This is a genomic window from Pseudophaeobacter arcticus DSM 23566 (assembly GCF_000473205.1).
Classification (GTDB): domain Bacteria; phylum Pseudomonadota; class Alphaproteobacteria; order Rhodobacterales; family Rhodobacteraceae; genus Pseudophaeobacter; species Pseudophaeobacter arcticus.
In genome coordinates, this window is record NZ_KI421507.1 from 2,299,811 (window position 1) to 2,313,831 (window position 14,021).

At 58.4% G+C, this 14,021-nt stretch carries 15 protein-coding genes; 2 read left to right on the forward strand and 13 right to left on the reverse strand.

What is annotated here, in order from left to right; genetic code table 11:
* Positions 1–6: 6 nt before the first annotated feature.
* From ARCT_RS0115270 to ARCT_RS0115280, 3 genes are all read right to left on the reverse strand, one after another.
* The gene (locus ARCT_RS0115270; RefSeq protein ID WP_027240843.1) at positions 7–1,002 is read right to left on the reverse strand and encodes an endonuclease/exonuclease/phosphatase family protein; all 996 of its coding nucleotides are present in this window, start codon (positions 1,000–1,002) and stop codon (positions 7–9) included.
* Positions 983–1,681, reverse strand: coding sequence for a molecular chaperone DjiA (locus ARCT_RS0115275; RefSeq protein ID WP_027240844.1), 699 nt, complete (start codon positions 1,679–1,681; stop codon positions 983–985). Before ARCT_RS0115275 ends, ARCT_RS0115270 begins: the two co-directional genes overlap by 20 nt.
* 102 nt (positions 1,682–1,783) lie before the next feature.
* Complete coding sequence (locus ARCT_RS0115280) at positions 1,784–2,386, reverse strand: VOC family protein (protein WP_027240845.1); 603 nt, start codon at positions 2,384–2,386, stop codon at positions 1,784–1,786.
* A 274-nt stretch (positions 2,387–2,660) separates the two neighbouring features.
* Between ARCT_RS0115280 and ARCT_RS0115285 the strand changes: the two genes are divergently transcribed.
* Positions 2,661–3,128 carry a hypothetical protein gene (locus ARCT_RS0115285; RefSeq protein ID WP_027240846.1) on the forward strand — a complete coding sequence of 156 codons (468 nt, stop codon included), beginning with the start codon at positions 2,661–2,663 and terminating at the stop codon, positions 3,126–3,128.
* A gap of 146 nt (positions 3,129–3,274) precedes the next feature.
* On the opposite strand, the gene scpA is transcribed toward ARCT_RS0115285, so the two are convergent.
* Both scpA and ARCT_RS0115295 read right to left on the reverse strand, forming a co-directional pair.
* Positions 3,275–5,404, reverse strand: a complete 2,130-nt coding sequence (gene scpA / locus ARCT_RS0115290) for a methylmalonyl-CoA mutase (protein WP_027240847.1) — start codon at positions 5,402–5,404, stop codon at positions 3,275–3,277.
* Positions 5,367–6,302: a hypothetical protein gene (locus tag ARCT_RS0115295; protein ID WP_027240848.1), complete on the reverse strand. Its 936-nt coding sequence runs from the start codon at positions 6,300–6,302 to the stop codon at positions 5,367–5,369. The genes scpA and ARCT_RS0115295 overlap by 38 nt, the downstream gene beginning before the upstream one ends.
* A gap of 180 nt (positions 6,303–6,482) precedes the next feature.
* Here ARCT_RS0115295 and ARCT_RS0115300 point away from each other — a divergent pair, with 180 nt between their 5' ends.
* Positions 6,483–6,929 carry a DUF4174 domain-containing protein gene (locus tag ARCT_RS0115300; protein ID WP_027240849.1) on the forward strand — a complete coding sequence of 149 codons (447 nt, stop codon included), beginning with the start codon at positions 6,483–6,485 and terminating at the stop codon, positions 6,927–6,929.
* Between the two features lie 46 nt (positions 6,930–6,975).
* Here ARCT_RS0115300 and ARCT_RS0115305 read toward each other — a convergent pair whose 3' ends face one another.
* From ARCT_RS0115305 to ARCT_RS0115340, 8 genes are all read right to left on the reverse strand, one after another.
* A complete protein-coding gene (locus ARCT_RS0115305; protein WP_027240850.1) occupies positions 6,976–7,476 on the reverse strand; it encodes a hypothetical protein in 501 nt (166 codons plus the stop codon).
* Between the two features lie 186 nt (positions 7,477–7,662).
* Positions 7,663–9,714 carry an acetyl-CoA carboxylase biotin carboxylase subunit gene (locus tag ARCT_RS0115310; RefSeq protein WP_027240851.1) on the reverse strand — a complete coding sequence of 684 codons (2,052 nt, stop codon included), beginning with the start codon at positions 9,712–9,714 and terminating at the stop codon, positions 7,663–7,665.
* A gap of 137 nt (positions 9,715–9,851) precedes the next feature.
* Positions 9,852–10,055, reverse strand: coding sequence for a hypothetical protein (locus ARCT_RS0115315; protein WP_009811818.1), 204 nt, complete (start codon positions 10,053–10,055; stop codon positions 9,852–9,854).
* A gap of 292 nt (positions 10,056–10,347) precedes the next feature.
* Complete coding sequence (locus ARCT_RS0115320) at positions 10,348–10,704, reverse strand: hypothetical protein (RefSeq protein WP_027240852.1); 357 nt, start codon at positions 10,702–10,704, stop codon at positions 10,348–10,350.
* 69 nt (positions 10,705–10,773) lie between these two features.
* A complete protein-coding gene (locus tag ARCT_RS28410; RefSeq protein ID WP_169731218.1) occupies positions 10,774–10,914 on the reverse strand; it encodes a hypothetical protein in 141 nt (46 codons plus the stop codon).
* A 214-nt stretch (positions 10,915–11,128) separates the two neighbouring features.
* Complete coding sequence (locus tag ARCT_RS0115330; protein ID WP_240476325.1) at positions 11,129–11,557, reverse strand: DUF6497 family protein; 429 nt, start codon at positions 11,555–11,557, stop codon at positions 11,129–11,131.
* 131 nt (positions 11,558–11,688) lie between these two features.
* A complete protein-coding gene (locus ARCT_RS0115335; protein ID WP_027240854.1) occupies positions 11,689–12,108 on the reverse strand; it encodes a hypothetical protein in 420 nt (139 codons plus the stop codon).
* A 184-nt stretch (positions 12,109–12,292) separates the two neighbouring features.
* A complete protein-coding gene (locus ARCT_RS0115340) occupies positions 12,293–13,825 on the reverse strand; it encodes an acyl-CoA carboxylase subunit beta (protein ID WP_027240855.1) in 1,533 nt (510 codons plus the stop codon).
* Positions 13,826–14,021: the final 196 nt, after the last annotated feature.

Below are 14,021 nucleotides of genomic sequence, written 5' to 3' on the forward strand. Positions count from 1 at the left end.
AGGATTTTAAGTCAGCTCAAGGTCCAGCGAGACCGGAAAATGATCCGACGCCGCCAAGAGCGCCTCCCGCAGGGGAATGTTGTCATAACATTCGGCATCCTCAAACGGGTGCCAGATGCGCCAGCGCGGCGCATAGGCCTCCAACCCGTGGGAGATCATGATATAATCAAGAAGAGCGCGAAGATAGCTCTTGGTCTCTGGGTTATAAAACCGCGAGGTCGAAGGCAGCACGGTCTCGCGTGGTTTCAGCAGGCGCTGCGCATGAGGATCGGTCAGCTCGCTACCCATGACAATCTCAACCGAGGATTTTCCAAACAGGCGTTCATATTCGTCCAGCCCCGGCCCGTCATTGAGATCCCCCATGACAATCACATGTTCGCCGGCCTCAATGTGGTCTGTGACACGCCGGTGCAGCCAGATCGCCTGCGCCAGCTGCTTGCGCCGGTTGGCAATGGCAAGCCGCACCACGTCTTTGGCGTTATCAGCCCCATGCGGGGCCTTTGATTTCAGGTGCGCACCGATCAAACGCAGAGCCACGCCCTCTTTGGTACTGACCCGCAGCTCTAGCGGTGGCTTGGAAAACCGGACCCGGTCCATCCGGTCATCCACATCCAGATCAATAAGAAAGCTCTTGTCAAAGCCTGGCGTCTCTTGGCTGGACTGGGGATCGACCTCGACGGTCAGCACAGTTGGATCATAAAGCAGTGCAATCTCTTGATGGGTCTCTGTGGCAAAGCCGGAAACGGCAATGTTGGTGCGCAGACCTGCCTCTGCCGCAAAGCGTTCCAACGCCCTGGTACAGCGCTGTTTTCGCCCGGTGTTTGGCGCCTCGACAACCATCACCGCATCCGCATCCAGGCGTTGCAGCACATGGGCAATTCCCCGGCCCTGGGTGTAGCGATCCACGCCATAGCGCCCAGAGGGTTTACCATCGAGCATCAAGTTATCCGCATCGTCAAACAGATGCGCGAACCATTCGATATTATAGGTGACCAGGCGCATGTTTTTCGCATCCATTGATCTGATCCCAGGCCCGGTTGATATCAATCATGCGTTTTTCTGCCAGTCGGACCGCCTCTTCCGGCACGCCGCGCCCGATCATTGCGTCCGGGTGGGTGTCACGCACCAGTTTGCGCCAATGTTTGCGGATCTCCTCGCGCGGCATATCCGCAGGCACCCCAAGCACCGTATAGGGGTCCTTGGGCGCATCCGGGACAAACCGCGCCCTGAGCGCCTGAAACTGCTCTGGCGTCTGGCCAAAGATCCGGCTCACATCCTCCAGAAACTCGTTTTCACCGGGATGATAGAAGCCATCCGCCATGGCGATATGAAACAGGCCCTCCATCAGATCGCACAGCGTGCTGCTGTCTGCGGCAAACATCCGTTGGATACGGGCCGCATAGTCCTGATATCCGGCGATATCTGTCCGGGCCATATCAAAGACCCGTGCCGCACCGGCCTCATCGGCTTGGGCAATCTGGAACACTTCGCGAAAAGCGGTGACCTCATCCCGAGTGACCTGGCCGTCTGCCTTGGCCATTTTGGCACCCAGAGCAACCACCGCAATGGCAAAGGCCACCGACCGCTCTGGCGGGGTTCGCAGACGGTCAAAGACGTCCGCAAGGCTTTCACCCTTCCCAAGCGCAGACAGCGCATCTGATATTCTGGCCCAAAGCGACATATCAAAACCCTAGCGTTAAACCCACCTGATGTCAGTGCTGCCCGCCCGGTACAGACATAAATCACCGGCGAAGTGGCAAATCACTGCCGATGCCGCCCATATTTAGCGCAACATGCGGCGACCATGTGGTGTGTCGAACTCCGCCTCAAACCCCACGGGGCCAACTTCAAAACTGATCCGCGGATCAGACATTGGCACCGCCGCCTGCAGAGAGCCTGCCTTGGGGTGGGAAATCACCAGGTGGTGAAGCCGGCAGCCCTGCTGTTGCAGCGCTGGTGCCGGATGGGCCGAGTGCCATTCAATCAGCGCCGGGAACATATTGTCATAGGGTAGGATACCGTCCGCCGGCACCGCCATATCCCACTTCAATTCCCCCCGCGTCAGCGAGACCGGCGCCCCTGCCCCCTTGGGCAGATTGGCCAGTTGCGCGGGCAGATCGGTGCAGCGGCAAATCCAGTTGCTGATCCGGGGCGAGCCGGAGAACCGGTCGAGATCAAACCAACAGGGCCGCCGCTGGGGGGTGGCCGTCGGATCAATGGCGATGGCTTCGAGATAGAGCCCATCCGCCAGCCCAAGCAGGGAATTGTGGGTGCCAAACATCGCATGCTGTCCGCCCGGCTGCAGGGCGACCCCAAGCGCGTCTTCCACATGACTCCGCGCCTCTTCCAGAGTTGCGCCCGCGACGGCCAGATGATCCAGTTCCATCATGCTCTCCTATTTTGGCCACACCCTAGCCGGCCCTATGTGACATTCAAGCGCAAAGCTCAGGCTGCCGCCGTTGGCAGATCTTCATACTCTGGAAACCATAAGGTACTGCCAGCGCTTGAAATCTGATCTGCACACCATGAAATTAAGGGGGCTTTGGGCATGGTGGGGGCATCAGATCATGGTGAGATCATGGAGCGCCCTCTTCTTTGTCCGTGCCTAAAACACGTCAGGGGACGTGGTAATTTGTGAACGAGGTCGAGGAGGTCACCTGATGCTGATCCAAGGCGCAATGAGCCAGGAACTACTGTCGAGCCTGAATAGGAAATCGACAAAGATGAATGGTGAGCAAGCGGAAAAGCTCGCAGCCTTTCTGTCCAGTTTCGAGCCCAACAGGCTGTTGGACGCCAATGCCCGTACAATGATCATCCAGATCAAAGAACAGGGTCAGGGCAACGGGAAAAATCTCGACTCTGCCCTGGCGGACTCTGGCAGAGACGTAAACGACCTGGGCGCGCGGACTGGCTCAAACGGACCCGTGGCACCGGAACGTCCTTTGCCGCCTCAGGAAAGGCAGGGGATCGCAACTGTTGACGACGATATTGTCGAGCTGATCGCCGCCACCGTTGAGGACTATGATGCAACCAGTGAAGATGCATTGAGTTTAGGAGAGACCGTTTTGGCGGCCTTGGAAGAGGCCGGGTATGACAATTCGCAACCCGCCATCGACTTCTACGCGTAACCCCCCCCAGCAGCCGCAGACCATAGCTGTTGCGTGTTGCAAAACCTCGGAACGCAAATGGGCGCAGGATCCCCCACGCCCATAAATTTGATGACCAGGATAGTCGGCATATCCAGCCGCTTTGACTGGATTGAAACCTACCCCTGTCAGCTGCGCGCTGCGCGGATCAGTTTCAGAACATCCTGCGCGGCCTCGGGGATATTGGTGCCGGGGCCAAAGATCGCCTTGACGCCATTGTCATAGAGATACTGGTAATCCTGCTGCGGAATAACCCCGCCGCAAATAACCAAAATATCCTCGGCGCCCTGGGCTTTCAACTCCTGCACCAATTGCGGCGCCAGGGTCTTGTGGCCGGCGGCCTGGCTGGAAATGCCAATCACATGCACATCATTGTCGATGGCATCCTGCGCGGCCTCTGCGGGTGTCTGGAACAACGGGCCTACATCCACGTCAAAACCGATATCAGCAAAGGCTGTGGCGATCACTTTGGCGCCCCGGTCATGGCCGTCCTGGCCCATCTTGACCACCAAAAGACGAGGTCGGCGCCCTTCTTCTTCGGCAAAGGTTTCGATGCTTTTCTGGATCGCGGCAAAGCCTTCGTCGCCTTCATAAGCCGCACCATAGACACCCGCCAGAGTTTTCACTTCGGCGCGGTGACGACCAAATTCTTTCTCCATCGCCATGCTGATTTCTCCAACTGAGGCCCGCATCCGCGCTGCCTCGACGGCAGCCTCCAGCAGGTTTCCACCATTCTTGGCCCGATTGGTCAACTCATCCAAAGCCGCCTGACAGGCCGCCTCGTCACGCTCGGCACGCATCTTCTCCAGACGGGCAATCTGGCTTTCACGGACCGCGACATTGTCCACATCCAGGATGTCGATCGGGTCTTCTTTTTCCTTGCGGTATTTGTTGACGCCAACAATCACCTCTTCGCCGCGGTCGATCATCGCCTGACGCCGCGCGGCGCTTTCCTCGATGCGCAGTTTCGGCATACCCGAGGCCACGGCCTTGGTCATACCGCCCATTTCCTCGACCTCCGACATCAGCGCCCAGGCCTTGTCGATCAGCTCGTTTGTCAGGCTTTCGACGTAGTAGGATCCGGCCAGCGGGTCGACCACATTGGTGACACCGGTTTCTTCCTGCAGCACCAGCTGGGTGTTACGGGCAATACGCGCCGAGAACTCGGTGGGCAGTGCGATGGCTTCGTCCAGCGCATTGGTGTGCAGCGATTGCGTGCCCCCCAGAACCGCCGACATCGCCTCATAGGCGGTGCGGATCACGTTGTTATAGGGGTCTTGTTCCTGCAGGGACACGCCCGAGGTCTGGCAATGGGTGCGCAGCATTTTTGAACGGTCAGACTTGGCGTCAAATTCGGTCATGACGCGATGCCACAGGGTGCGCGCCGCCCGCAACTTGGCAATTTCCATAAAGAAATTGGTGCCGATGGCAAAGAAGAAGCTGAGGCGACCGGCAAACGTATCGACATCCATCCCCGCCTCGGTGGCGGCGCGAACATATTCGCGACCATCGGCCAGAGTATAGGCCAGCTCCTGCACCAGATTGGCGCCGGCTTCCTGCATGTGATAGCCGGAAATCGAGATCGAGTTGAACTTGGGCATCTCATTGGATGTGTATTCAATGATATCCGAGATGATCTTCATCGAAGGTTCAGGCGGATAAACATAGGTGTTGCGCACCATGAATTCCTTCAGAATATCGTTCTGAATGGTGCCTGCCAGCAGCGCTTTGTCATGGCCCTGCTCTTCGCCCGCAACGATAAAGCTCGCCAGAATTGGGATCACTGCGCCATTCATGGTCATCGAGACCGAGACCTTGTCGAGCGGAATACCGTCAAACAGGATCTTCATGTCCTCAACGGAATCGATGGCCACGCCGGCCTTGCCGACGTCCCCGACCACACGTTCGTGATCGCTGTCATAGCCCCGGTGGGTCGCCAGATCAAAGGCCACAGAGACACCCTGCTGACCGGCAGCAAGGTTGCGGCGGTAAAAGGCGTTGGATTCTTCGGCAGTGGAAAAGCCCGCATATTGCCGGATGGTCCAGGGACGTCCTGCATACATGGTGGCCTTGACGCCGCGGGTGAAAGGACCAAAGCCAGGCAGCGTGCCCATATGCGGCAGATCTGCGGTGTCTTCAGCGGTATAGAGTGGCTTGACCTCGATACCTTCGAGCGTCTTCCAGGTCAGGTCTTCGAGTGGGCGGCCACGGAGCTCTTTTTCAGCCAGAGCCCGCCAATCGTCTGTCTTGCTTGTCATTGGGTCTTCCTCTTGTCACATCTGTTTGGGGCAGGTTTAGTCCCGCCACCTGGTGTTCTGGATCCTGGAGCAGCTGCGCCAGCCCATCGGCGCCGGCAGTCAGCCACATCAGATCATCAGCATAATTCTCGCGCAGCATGGCGCATTGTGTCTCGTCAAAGGGGCGCCAGCGCCCCTCTCCTGCGGGCAGATCCTGGGCCGCATTTGTCAGCAGATGGGCCCGCAGATCTTCCAGCCGCAAAGAGGCGTTGAGACGTACCCGTGCATAGCTGCGGGGGGCGTCACAATTGCTCAGCAGCTCCAGTTGCAATTCAGGGCGGCCGCCAAAGATCTCGAATGGCAGGACTTTGATCTCAACCCCGGGCATGGCGCAGGCAATATCGGCAATCACATCACGCCAGCTGCGGCTGCTCTCGGCCAGGTTCTGCAATTGCAAATACGACGGGACGCGGTGACCACGGGTAACCGCATAGGTCAAGGCCGAGGTCCAGTAACTTTCCAGGCTGCGAATATTAAGCGCCACATAAGAGATCTGCCCATCAAAGGCTTCGGCGTAGCGTGCCATCCGCTCTCCGACGCCACTATAGAGATCACCGAGACGCAGATTGGTGCGGGTGCTGCCAATGAGGTTTTCATCACTGACAATCAGATGCTGAATGCCGCGCTCGCGGCTGTGGTTCAGGTTCATCCTGATCCGCCCCTGCGCCCGTTTTGCCAGCGCCTGAGAATTGACCACCGAGACCGTTGGTAAAACGCCGTGAAACAACCCGTTGCGGGTGCGGCGCGGTCCCCAGAATCCAACCCCCTGCAGTTCGAGCTCCGCCGCATTCTGGCGCAGGTATTCCTGAAAAGAGGTCGTGGCACAGCGGTGTGCCCCAAGATGAAGACAGGTTTGCATCGCATTTCCAATTCTTTGGACAGTAGGCACGTTTCGTACCCCTGAAAAGGGAGTCTGCGTCATCATCGCCCACAGACCCTCTCAAAGCGATTAACAGGCATGAATTTTTTTCTAAAAACAGACCGATTGACCATCGCATTTATGCGCCATGCGCATATATTGAGGCCAACAGGAGAGATTATGAAACCAATCCTAGCCCTTGTTTTGTCGAGTTTTCTTCCATTTGCCCCGGCGGTGTCAGCCCAAGGCTCAGAGCCAGAGCCCCCCATGCTTGTCCAACCCGGAGAAGAGGCCGATCTGGCCAGTTTTCTGTGGCACAAGCGCCCAATTGTTGTCTTTGCCGACAGCCCAGAGGACCCCCGGTTCAAAGAACAGATGGCCCGATTGACCAGCGAGGCGGAGGCCTTGTTGGAGCGCGATGTCGTGGTTCTGACCGATACCACCCCCAAACCTGCCTCAGCTCTGCGCAAGCAGTTACGCCCGCGTGGGTTCATGTTGGTTCTGGTGGGCAAGGACGGTGGTGTGAAGCTGCGCAAACCACATCCCTGGACGGTACGCGAGCTGTCGCGCAGCATCGACAAGTTCCAGGATCGTTTACAAGAAGTCGAAGACCGGCGCGAGAACTGAGATTTATCCCGTTGCAGCGCGAAAATTTGCGCACCTAGCCTATAGGTTAGCCGTTGCTCCGCACATAGATGACCGCCTTGGCCTGTCCATCCACAATCATGATACCGTCCCCTTCGGGAATAAAGGCCATGCGCGATGTCGGGTTCATGATCGCCTGATGGTAGATGGATTTGACCAGCTCGCTCATGCAGTTGATCCCGGCCAGGCCGGAGTTGAGCACGCTGATCCCATGCGGCAGATCGCGCGACATGATCGCCTCGACCAGCGCATTGGGGGATTTGCCGCCAACCTTGAAAACCACCGGCTGCCCCTCTGCCAGCATCTTGAGACCAGTGTCCACCGAGCGCGCAGTGCCCAAAAGCGAGGAGATGCGCGGGCTTTCGGTGTGAAACACCGCCGCCGTGCAGGTGCCATTGGATTCGAAGTAGTAGGTATCGCCCAGAGTAACCCATTCGGAGAGTTGAGCACGCAGCTCCTCTTCCTTGTCCAGCGCGCAGCCGGGCAGAAGAACCAGTGTCGAAATCAAAGTTACTGCCAGTCGAAACATGTGCCACCTCGCAAGACCCCAATGGGGTTGGTCTCGCACAGAGGTCTGAAGATTTGGTGCATAAAGCTGCACGGCACGAGACAGAGGCAGGCTCAGCGCGACCAAAAGGTCGCAGCTGACACCCAGATTTCGCGGCCAGAGCACCCTGCCCCGCCCGTGAAATCCAGCTTATGCCTGCCCCGGTGATCACTCCTCAAATTCCATGATCACCTCGTCAACCGCCAGGCTGTCGCCTGCGCTGGCGTTGATCTTGGCAATCACGCCCTTCCTCTCGGCGCGCAGGATGTTTTCCATCTTCATCGCCTCGACCGAACACAGGGTCTGACCTTCCTGGACCTCATCGCCAACTTCGACATTAATCTTCACGATCAGCCCCGGCATCGGGCAGAGCAGCAGTTTCGAGGTATCCGGCGCCACCTTTTCCGGCATCAGTTCGGCCAGTTCGGCCTGACGCGGCGTGCGCACATGCACCTTGAGATCGGCCCCCCGCGACCGAATGCGGAATCCACCAGAAATCTTGCCCACTTTCAAAACCAGCGGGGCGCCATCGACATCAATTGTCGCCAGCTGATCACCCGGTGTCCAATCGCTGGCGATGCGCATGCTGCCGCCATCCTGGAAGGTGACCGTGGCCCCCAGTTGGTCGGCCTCAATGCTGACCGGGAAGCTCTGCCCCTGCAGGGAGACAACCCAGTCGGAGCCAACGCGGCGTTCGTGATTGTCCATCCGGCCCGACACCCGTGTGCGGCGAATTTCGGCAACCCGGTGCATCGCAGCCGCCGAGGCCGCAATCCGGCGCAGCGCCTCTGCAGGCAGGTCAACACCAACAAAGCCTTCGGGATACTGTTCTTCGATAAAGGCGGTGGTCATGGCGCCCTCAATAAAGATCGGGTGATCCATCACCGCCGACAGGAAAGGCAGGTTGTGACCGATGCCTTCGACCTCAAACCCGTCCAGGGCATTGCGCATGGCCTCGATTGCCTGATCGCGGGTGGGCGCCCAGGTGCAAAGTTTGGCGATCATCGGGTCATAATACATCGAGATTTCGCCGCCCTCATAGACGCCGGTATCATTGCGCACCGCGATGCCCGCGCCCGCAGGCGCATCCCCCTGCCATTTGCCATTGTCCAGCAGCGGGCCACCCGACAGCTCAGCTGGGGGACGGTAGCGGGTCAGGCGGCCAATCGAGGGCAGGAAGCCCCGATAGGGGTCTTCGGCATAAAGCCGGTTTTCAATCGCCCAGCCGTTCAGCTGCACATCGTCTTGCGTGATTGTGAGCGGCTCGCCATTGGCGACCCGGATCATCTGTTCCACCAGATCGACGCCGGTGATCAGCTCGGTCACCGGGTGTTCCACCTGCAACCTTGTGTTCATTTCAAGGAAGTAGAAGTTCTTATCGCCGTCCACGATAAATTCCACGGTCCCGGCAGAGGCATAGTCCACCGCCTGCGCCAGGGCGACAGCCTGTTCGCCCATGGCTTTGCGGGTGGCTTCATCCAGAAAGGGGCTTGGCGCCTCTTCCACAACCTTTTGCTGGCGACGCTGGATCGAACATTCCCGCTCGCCCAGGTAGATGCCATTGCCATGGGCATCGCAGAGCACCTGAATTTCGATATGGCGCGGTTGCGTTACAAATTTCTCGATAAATATCCGGTCATCGCCAAAGGAACTTGCCGCCTCGTTCTTGGAAGACTGAAACCCTTCGCGGGCCTCTTCGTCGTTCCAGGCAATCCGCATGCCCTTGCCGCCGCCGCCAGCAGAGGCCTTGAGCATCACCGGATAGCCGATCTCGCGCGAGATCTTTACAGCCTCCTCGGCGTCTTCGATCAGGCCCATGTGGCCGGGAACGGTGGAAACACCGGCTTCCTGCGCGATCTTCTTTGAGGTGATCTTGTCACCCATTTTCTCGATGGCACCAACGGGGGGGCCGACAAAGGCAACGCCCTCGGCCGCCAGGGCCTCAGCAAATTTGGAGTTTTCCGACAGGAAGCCATAGCCGGGATGAACCGCCTGGGCACCGGTTGCGCGGATCGCCTCCATCACCTTGTCGATGACAATGTAGGACTGGTTGGCAGGAGGCGGGCCGATATGCACCGACTCATCGGCCATTTGCACGTGCAGGGCCTGCTTATCTGCATCCGAATAGATGGCAACAGTTTTGATACCCATCTTGCGGGCAGTCTTGATAACACGGCAGGCGATCTCGCCCCGATTCGCGATCAGGATCTTTTCAAACATTGGCAGTCCCTTGTTCTTTTGTATGCCGGAATGCAAAACGCCGCAGGCGAGCTCTTGGCTCGCCTGCGGCGTTTGCGTGAATAGCTGCTGTCGCCCGAACGGGCTGACAGATCAGTGAAACAGATGCAGTAGTCGCCCTAGCAACGGCCGGGGTTTTCCTTGCAATAGATAAGATTGGCCGCTGTGCCGACCGCAGCCCCGGTGAGCAAATGCCCCCCCAGCAAAGCCGATCCGACGGCCCCCGCACCGGCGCCAAAGGCGACTTGTTCGCCCGTGGTGTCGCCACAGGCAGACAGGGCCGTGAAAAGCCCCAGCGCAGATGTGTAAAGGATTGCCCGCATAGTATTATAACTCCTTTTTGTGGAGAGATCTGCTCTCGCCACCAAGAACCAGCTACCAACCCATCGGGCAAGAGGGCATCGTGCAACCCGGCAAAATGAGCAGCCGCGCGCCCAAAGGCCGCAACCTCTCGGCGGGCTTTCGCCGTCGCCCCGCTACCGCGCGCGACATCAGCATCCATTCCCCAGCCAAGCAACCGCTCAGACAAAAGGGCAAAGCCCGCACCCCGACCAGCAGCGACAGGATCCATGCCCTGCCCTCCCTGGTCATCTGCGCGCGGCTTTGCCCCAATCATCACAGATCCTTACCTTCAAATGCATCCGGGAAAGTCCGCTGTGCCAGCTCCACATCAAGAACCAGCAAAGCCTCGTAAGAGGCCGGGTCAAAAGGGTCTTCTGCGGGGAGAACTTCGCGGCCAAAAAGCCAGCTCAACCGACCGGCATCCAGATTACCCCGTTCAAAGGGCTGGTCGCCAAAGTGCTGCAACAATGCCTGCATAAAGGCGGCATCAGCGCGTCGGTCCGCCGGTTTGCGATCCCGGAACCGTTCGCGTCTGGTCAGTTCGGTTACCCCCTTGGGATTGGGGCGACGGACGATAAATTGAAAATCTGTTCCTGGCAAACGGCCAGGGAACCCTCGGTGCTTTAGCATGATGGTGCCTCCGATCCGGCACCCCGAGGGACGGCTGGGGCCGGCCACAGGGCCGGACCCCATGTGTCGTTACTTGTATTTGCCGGTGTATGTTGGCTCAACCGAGATGGGCTCGGGCTCAACCACAACGAACTCTTCTTCACGGCTACCACAGGCGGTAACCATCGCCAGCAGACCTGCCAGCGTGATAAACTTGATGCTCTTGGACATTTCTGTCTCCTGAATGTGTTTCCGAGACCGCCAGAACCTGATGCCCTGTGCAGCCTCAACCTCAATTTGCGAAGGGTACAGTGACCTTTCGCGCCAAGGATAGCCGGATTGCCGGTAAAATCACATCGAAAACCACCCCACACGGGGGGCTGTGGCCGCAAAGCCGCAAAACACCGCCGATGACAAGAGCGAGCCGCAAGATGTTGTAGAGACATCAGAAAGCCTCCCAAATGCAGCGGCCTTCGTCAGGACGATAGGCTTCAAAAAACTGGGTTGCCTCGGGGTCCGGGGTGCCAAATTCCACAGGCCGGTCCGAAAAGGAGATCACCACCATGCTGGGGGACAGATCATGCTGGCGCAGATAATCCAGCGCCAGCGAGTCGCAGAGATAATCCATATCCGCAGCCCTGCTCTGGAAATCCGCACCCACCTCTGCCCCCTCCGGCGCCTGACGTGAAATGCCGGGGACAACAAACCGGAACCGCGCCCAAAGCGCACCTGGGCTGTCGTCCAGCAAGACTTCCGACAACAGCACCTGCTGCCCCGAGGGCACCGCCACAGGGACAAAGGCCCCCGCGAGCTCCGCCTCCTCGGCCTGAAGGATCTGAGCCGCAAGCAAAAGAAACAGGGCACCGCCAAGCAAAACGTTTTGTACAGGTGGGAATAGGCAATCACCAAATCCGCAACCCCACCCCCCAATAACTTGGGCTCCTCCGGGCGGGGCTGCTGGCGCTGCGCCATTGGCGCGCGCTGTCTGGTATTGTCTCTGGCGGATCATTGTCCAGTCTCGACCTCTTTGTCAAACCCTGTTGTAGATTTGTGCAGTTTTACGTCTGATTGCGCGTTCTTTAAGCGGTTCCTGCCTCGCTTTGCGTGCCGCAGCCAGCGACTGCGCTTTGCCTCATCCTCCAGTACCGCCTTGATTTCAGAGGCCAAGTTACCCGGCACCCGCCCCGCCACACGGCCACCAGCCGTCACCAGCAAGCCCTCGCCCCAGGCTTCGACCTTCACCACCGGCGAAAAGCCCCGCACAGCCTGAACCGCCCGCCACATGTCCTGGCGGATCTGCTGCGCCAATCGCAGCGGCTCCGCCAGTGGCAGCACAATCGTGACCGCCACATCAAAGCGCGGCGGTGTCTGACGCGCCACTGTCAAAACGCCCTCGTCTCGAAAGAGATGCCACTTGCCACGCATCACCTCGCGCCAAACCCACAAAACGCAAGCTGACCAACAGCTTCGAACGCGCTGCAACCAGCAACTGAAACCGTGAACACCTGACCTTTCCAACGCCCAGTCATCGCCCTGCGCCTTCCCTTTCATCTTTCCAAAAAATACCTTCGGGGGTGCGGGGGCAGACAGCCCCCGCGACACCACGCGCTCAGAGCGGAATATTGTCGTGCTTTTTCCAGGGGTTCTTCAATGATTTACCCCGCAACGAGGCAAAGGCACGACTGACCCGGCGACGGGTGGATTTGGGCTGGATCACCTCATCGATAAAGCCGCGTTCGGCCGCCACAAAAGGATTGGCAAAACGGTCCTCATAGTCTGCCGTATGGGCCGCGATCTTCTCGGCATTGCCCAGATCTGCGCGATGGATGATTTCGGTGGCGCCCTTGGCCCCCATCACCGCAATTTCCGCGGTGGGCCAGGCGTAGTTGAAATCGCCGCGCAGGTGTTTGGAGGCCATAACGTCATAGGCGCCACCATAGGCTTTGCGGGTGATCACTGTGACCTTTGGCACGGTGGCTTCACCGTAGGCAAACAGCAGCTTGGCGCCATGTTTGATCACGCCGCCATATTCCTGGCTGGTGCCAGGCAGAAAGCCCGGAACATCGACCAGGGTCAGGATTGGAATTTCAAAGCAATCGCAGAAGCGCACAAAACGGGCAGCCTTGCGCGAGCTGTCGATATCAAGACAGCCCGCCAACACCATGGGCTGGTTCCCAATAACACCCACCGTCTGCCCCTCAAGGCGGATAAAACCGGTGATGATGTTCTTGGCGTAGTCCTCCTGGATCTCGTAGAAATCGCCCTCATCCGCCACTTTGACGATCAGCTCTTTCATGTCGTAGGGCGAATTGGGGTTCGCAGGGATCAACGTATCCAGGCTGTCCTCGATTCGGCCTGGCTCATCAAAGAAAGGACGCACCGGCGGCTTTTCGCGATTGTTGAGCGGCAGGAAATCGACCAGACGGCGGACCTCGGCCAGGGCCTCGACATCGTTTTCAAAGGCCCCATCAGCCACAGAGGACTTTTTGGTATGGGTAGAGGCGCCCCCCAGCTCCTCGGCGGTGACAACTTCGTTGGTGACGGTTTTGACCACATCGGGGCCGGTCACAAACATGTAGGAGGTGTCTTTCACCATAAAGATAAAATCAGTCATCGCAGGCGAGTAGACCGCACCGCCGGCACAGGGCCCCATGATCACCGAGATCTGCGGCACCACGCCGCTGGCCATGATATTGCGCTGAAACACCTCGGCATAGCCCGCCAGCGAGTCGACGCCTTCCTGGATCCGGGCGCCACCAGAATCGTTCAGGCCAATGATTGGCGCGCCATTCTGAATGGCCATATCCTGAATTTTGCAGATCTTTTGCGCATGGGTTGCCGACAGCGAGCCACCAAAGACGGTAAAATCCTGACTGAACAGATAGACCATACGGCCATTAATGGTGCCCCAGCCGGTGATCACACCATCCCCCGCAGGCTTTTGTTCTTCCATGCCAAAATCGGTACAGCGATGCGACACAAACATGTCGAACTCTTCAAAACTGCCCTCATCCAGCAGAAGCTCGATCCGCTCGCGCGCGGTCAGCTTGCCACGCCCGTGTTGCGCATCAATGCGGCGCTGACCGCCCCCCAGTCGCGCAGCGTTGCGACGGTCTTCCAGTTCGGACAGAATATCTTTCATGGCACAGATCCCCATATAGAATTTGCCACAGCCTATCGCCGACACGGGTTGGACCAAAGGCATAAATGGCAAATTTGCAAAGATTTTGCATAGACCAACTGAATAGCTGAATAACTGCTAATTTCGCATTGTTTCCCAAATCGGTCCAATGCAACATAATTTCGCCGCATTGCGTTCACTTTTTGTTCAGAGCTGT

Excerpts from the sequence above, each read along its gene's own strand:
- ARCT_RS0115270 (WP_027240843.1), bottom strand. The coding sequence starts at position 1,002 with ATGCGCCTGGTCACCTATAATATCGAATGGTTCGCGCATCTGTTTGAC.
- ARCT_RS0115285 (WP_027240846.1), top strand. The coding sequence starts at position 2,661 with ATGCTGATCCAAGGCGCAATGAGCCAGGAACTACTGTCGAGCCTGAAT.
- ARCT_RS0115320 (WP_027240852.1), bottom strand. The coding sequence starts at position 10,704 with ATGCTAAAGCACCGAGGGTTCCCTGGCCGTTTGCCAGGAACAGATTTT.
- ARCT_RS28410 (WP_169731218.1), bottom strand. The coding sequence starts at position 10,914 with ATGTCCAAGAGCATCAAGTTTATCACGCTGGCAGGTCTGCTGGCGATG.
- scpA (WP_027240847.1), bottom strand. The coding sequence starts at position 5,404 with ATGACAAGCAAGACAGACGATTGGCGGGCTCTGGCTGAAAAAGAGCTC.
- ARCT_RS0115295 (WP_027240848.1), bottom strand. The coding sequence starts at position 6,302 with ATGCAAACCTGTCTTCATCTTGGGGCACACCGCTGTGCCACGACCTCT.
- ARCT_RS0115280 (WP_027240845.1), bottom strand. The coding sequence starts at position 2,386 with ATGGAACTGGATCATCTGGCCGTCGCGGGCGCAACTCTGGAAGAGGCG.
- ARCT_RS0115335 (WP_027240854.1), bottom strand. The coding sequence starts at position 12,108 with ATGCGTGGCAAGTGGCATCTCTTTCGAGACGAGGGCGTTTTGACAGTG.
- ARCT_RS0115340 (WP_027240855.1), bottom strand. The coding sequence starts at position 13,825 with ATGAAAGATATTCTGTCCGAACTGGAAGACCGTCGCAACGCTGCGCGA.
- ARCT_RS0115275 (WP_027240844.1), bottom strand. The coding sequence starts at position 1,681 with ATGTCGCTTTGGGCCAGAATATCAGATGCGCTGTCTGCGCTTGGGAAG.
- ARCT_RS0115310 (WP_027240851.1), bottom strand. The coding sequence starts at position 9,714 with ATGTTTGAAAAGATCCTGATCGCGAATCGGGGCGAGATCGCCTGCCGT.
- ARCT_RS0115300 (WP_027240849.1), top strand. The coding sequence starts at position 6,483 with ATGAAACCAATCCTAGCCCTTGTTTTGTCGAGTTTTCTTCCATTTGCC.
- ARCT_RS0115305 (WP_027240850.1), bottom strand. The coding sequence starts at position 7,476 with ATGTTTCGACTGGCAGTAACTTTGATTTCGACACTGGTTCTTCTGCCC.
- ARCT_RS0115315 (WP_009811818.1), bottom strand. The coding sequence starts at position 10,055 with ATGCGGGCAATCCTTTACACATCTGCGCTGGGGCTTTTCACGGCCCTG.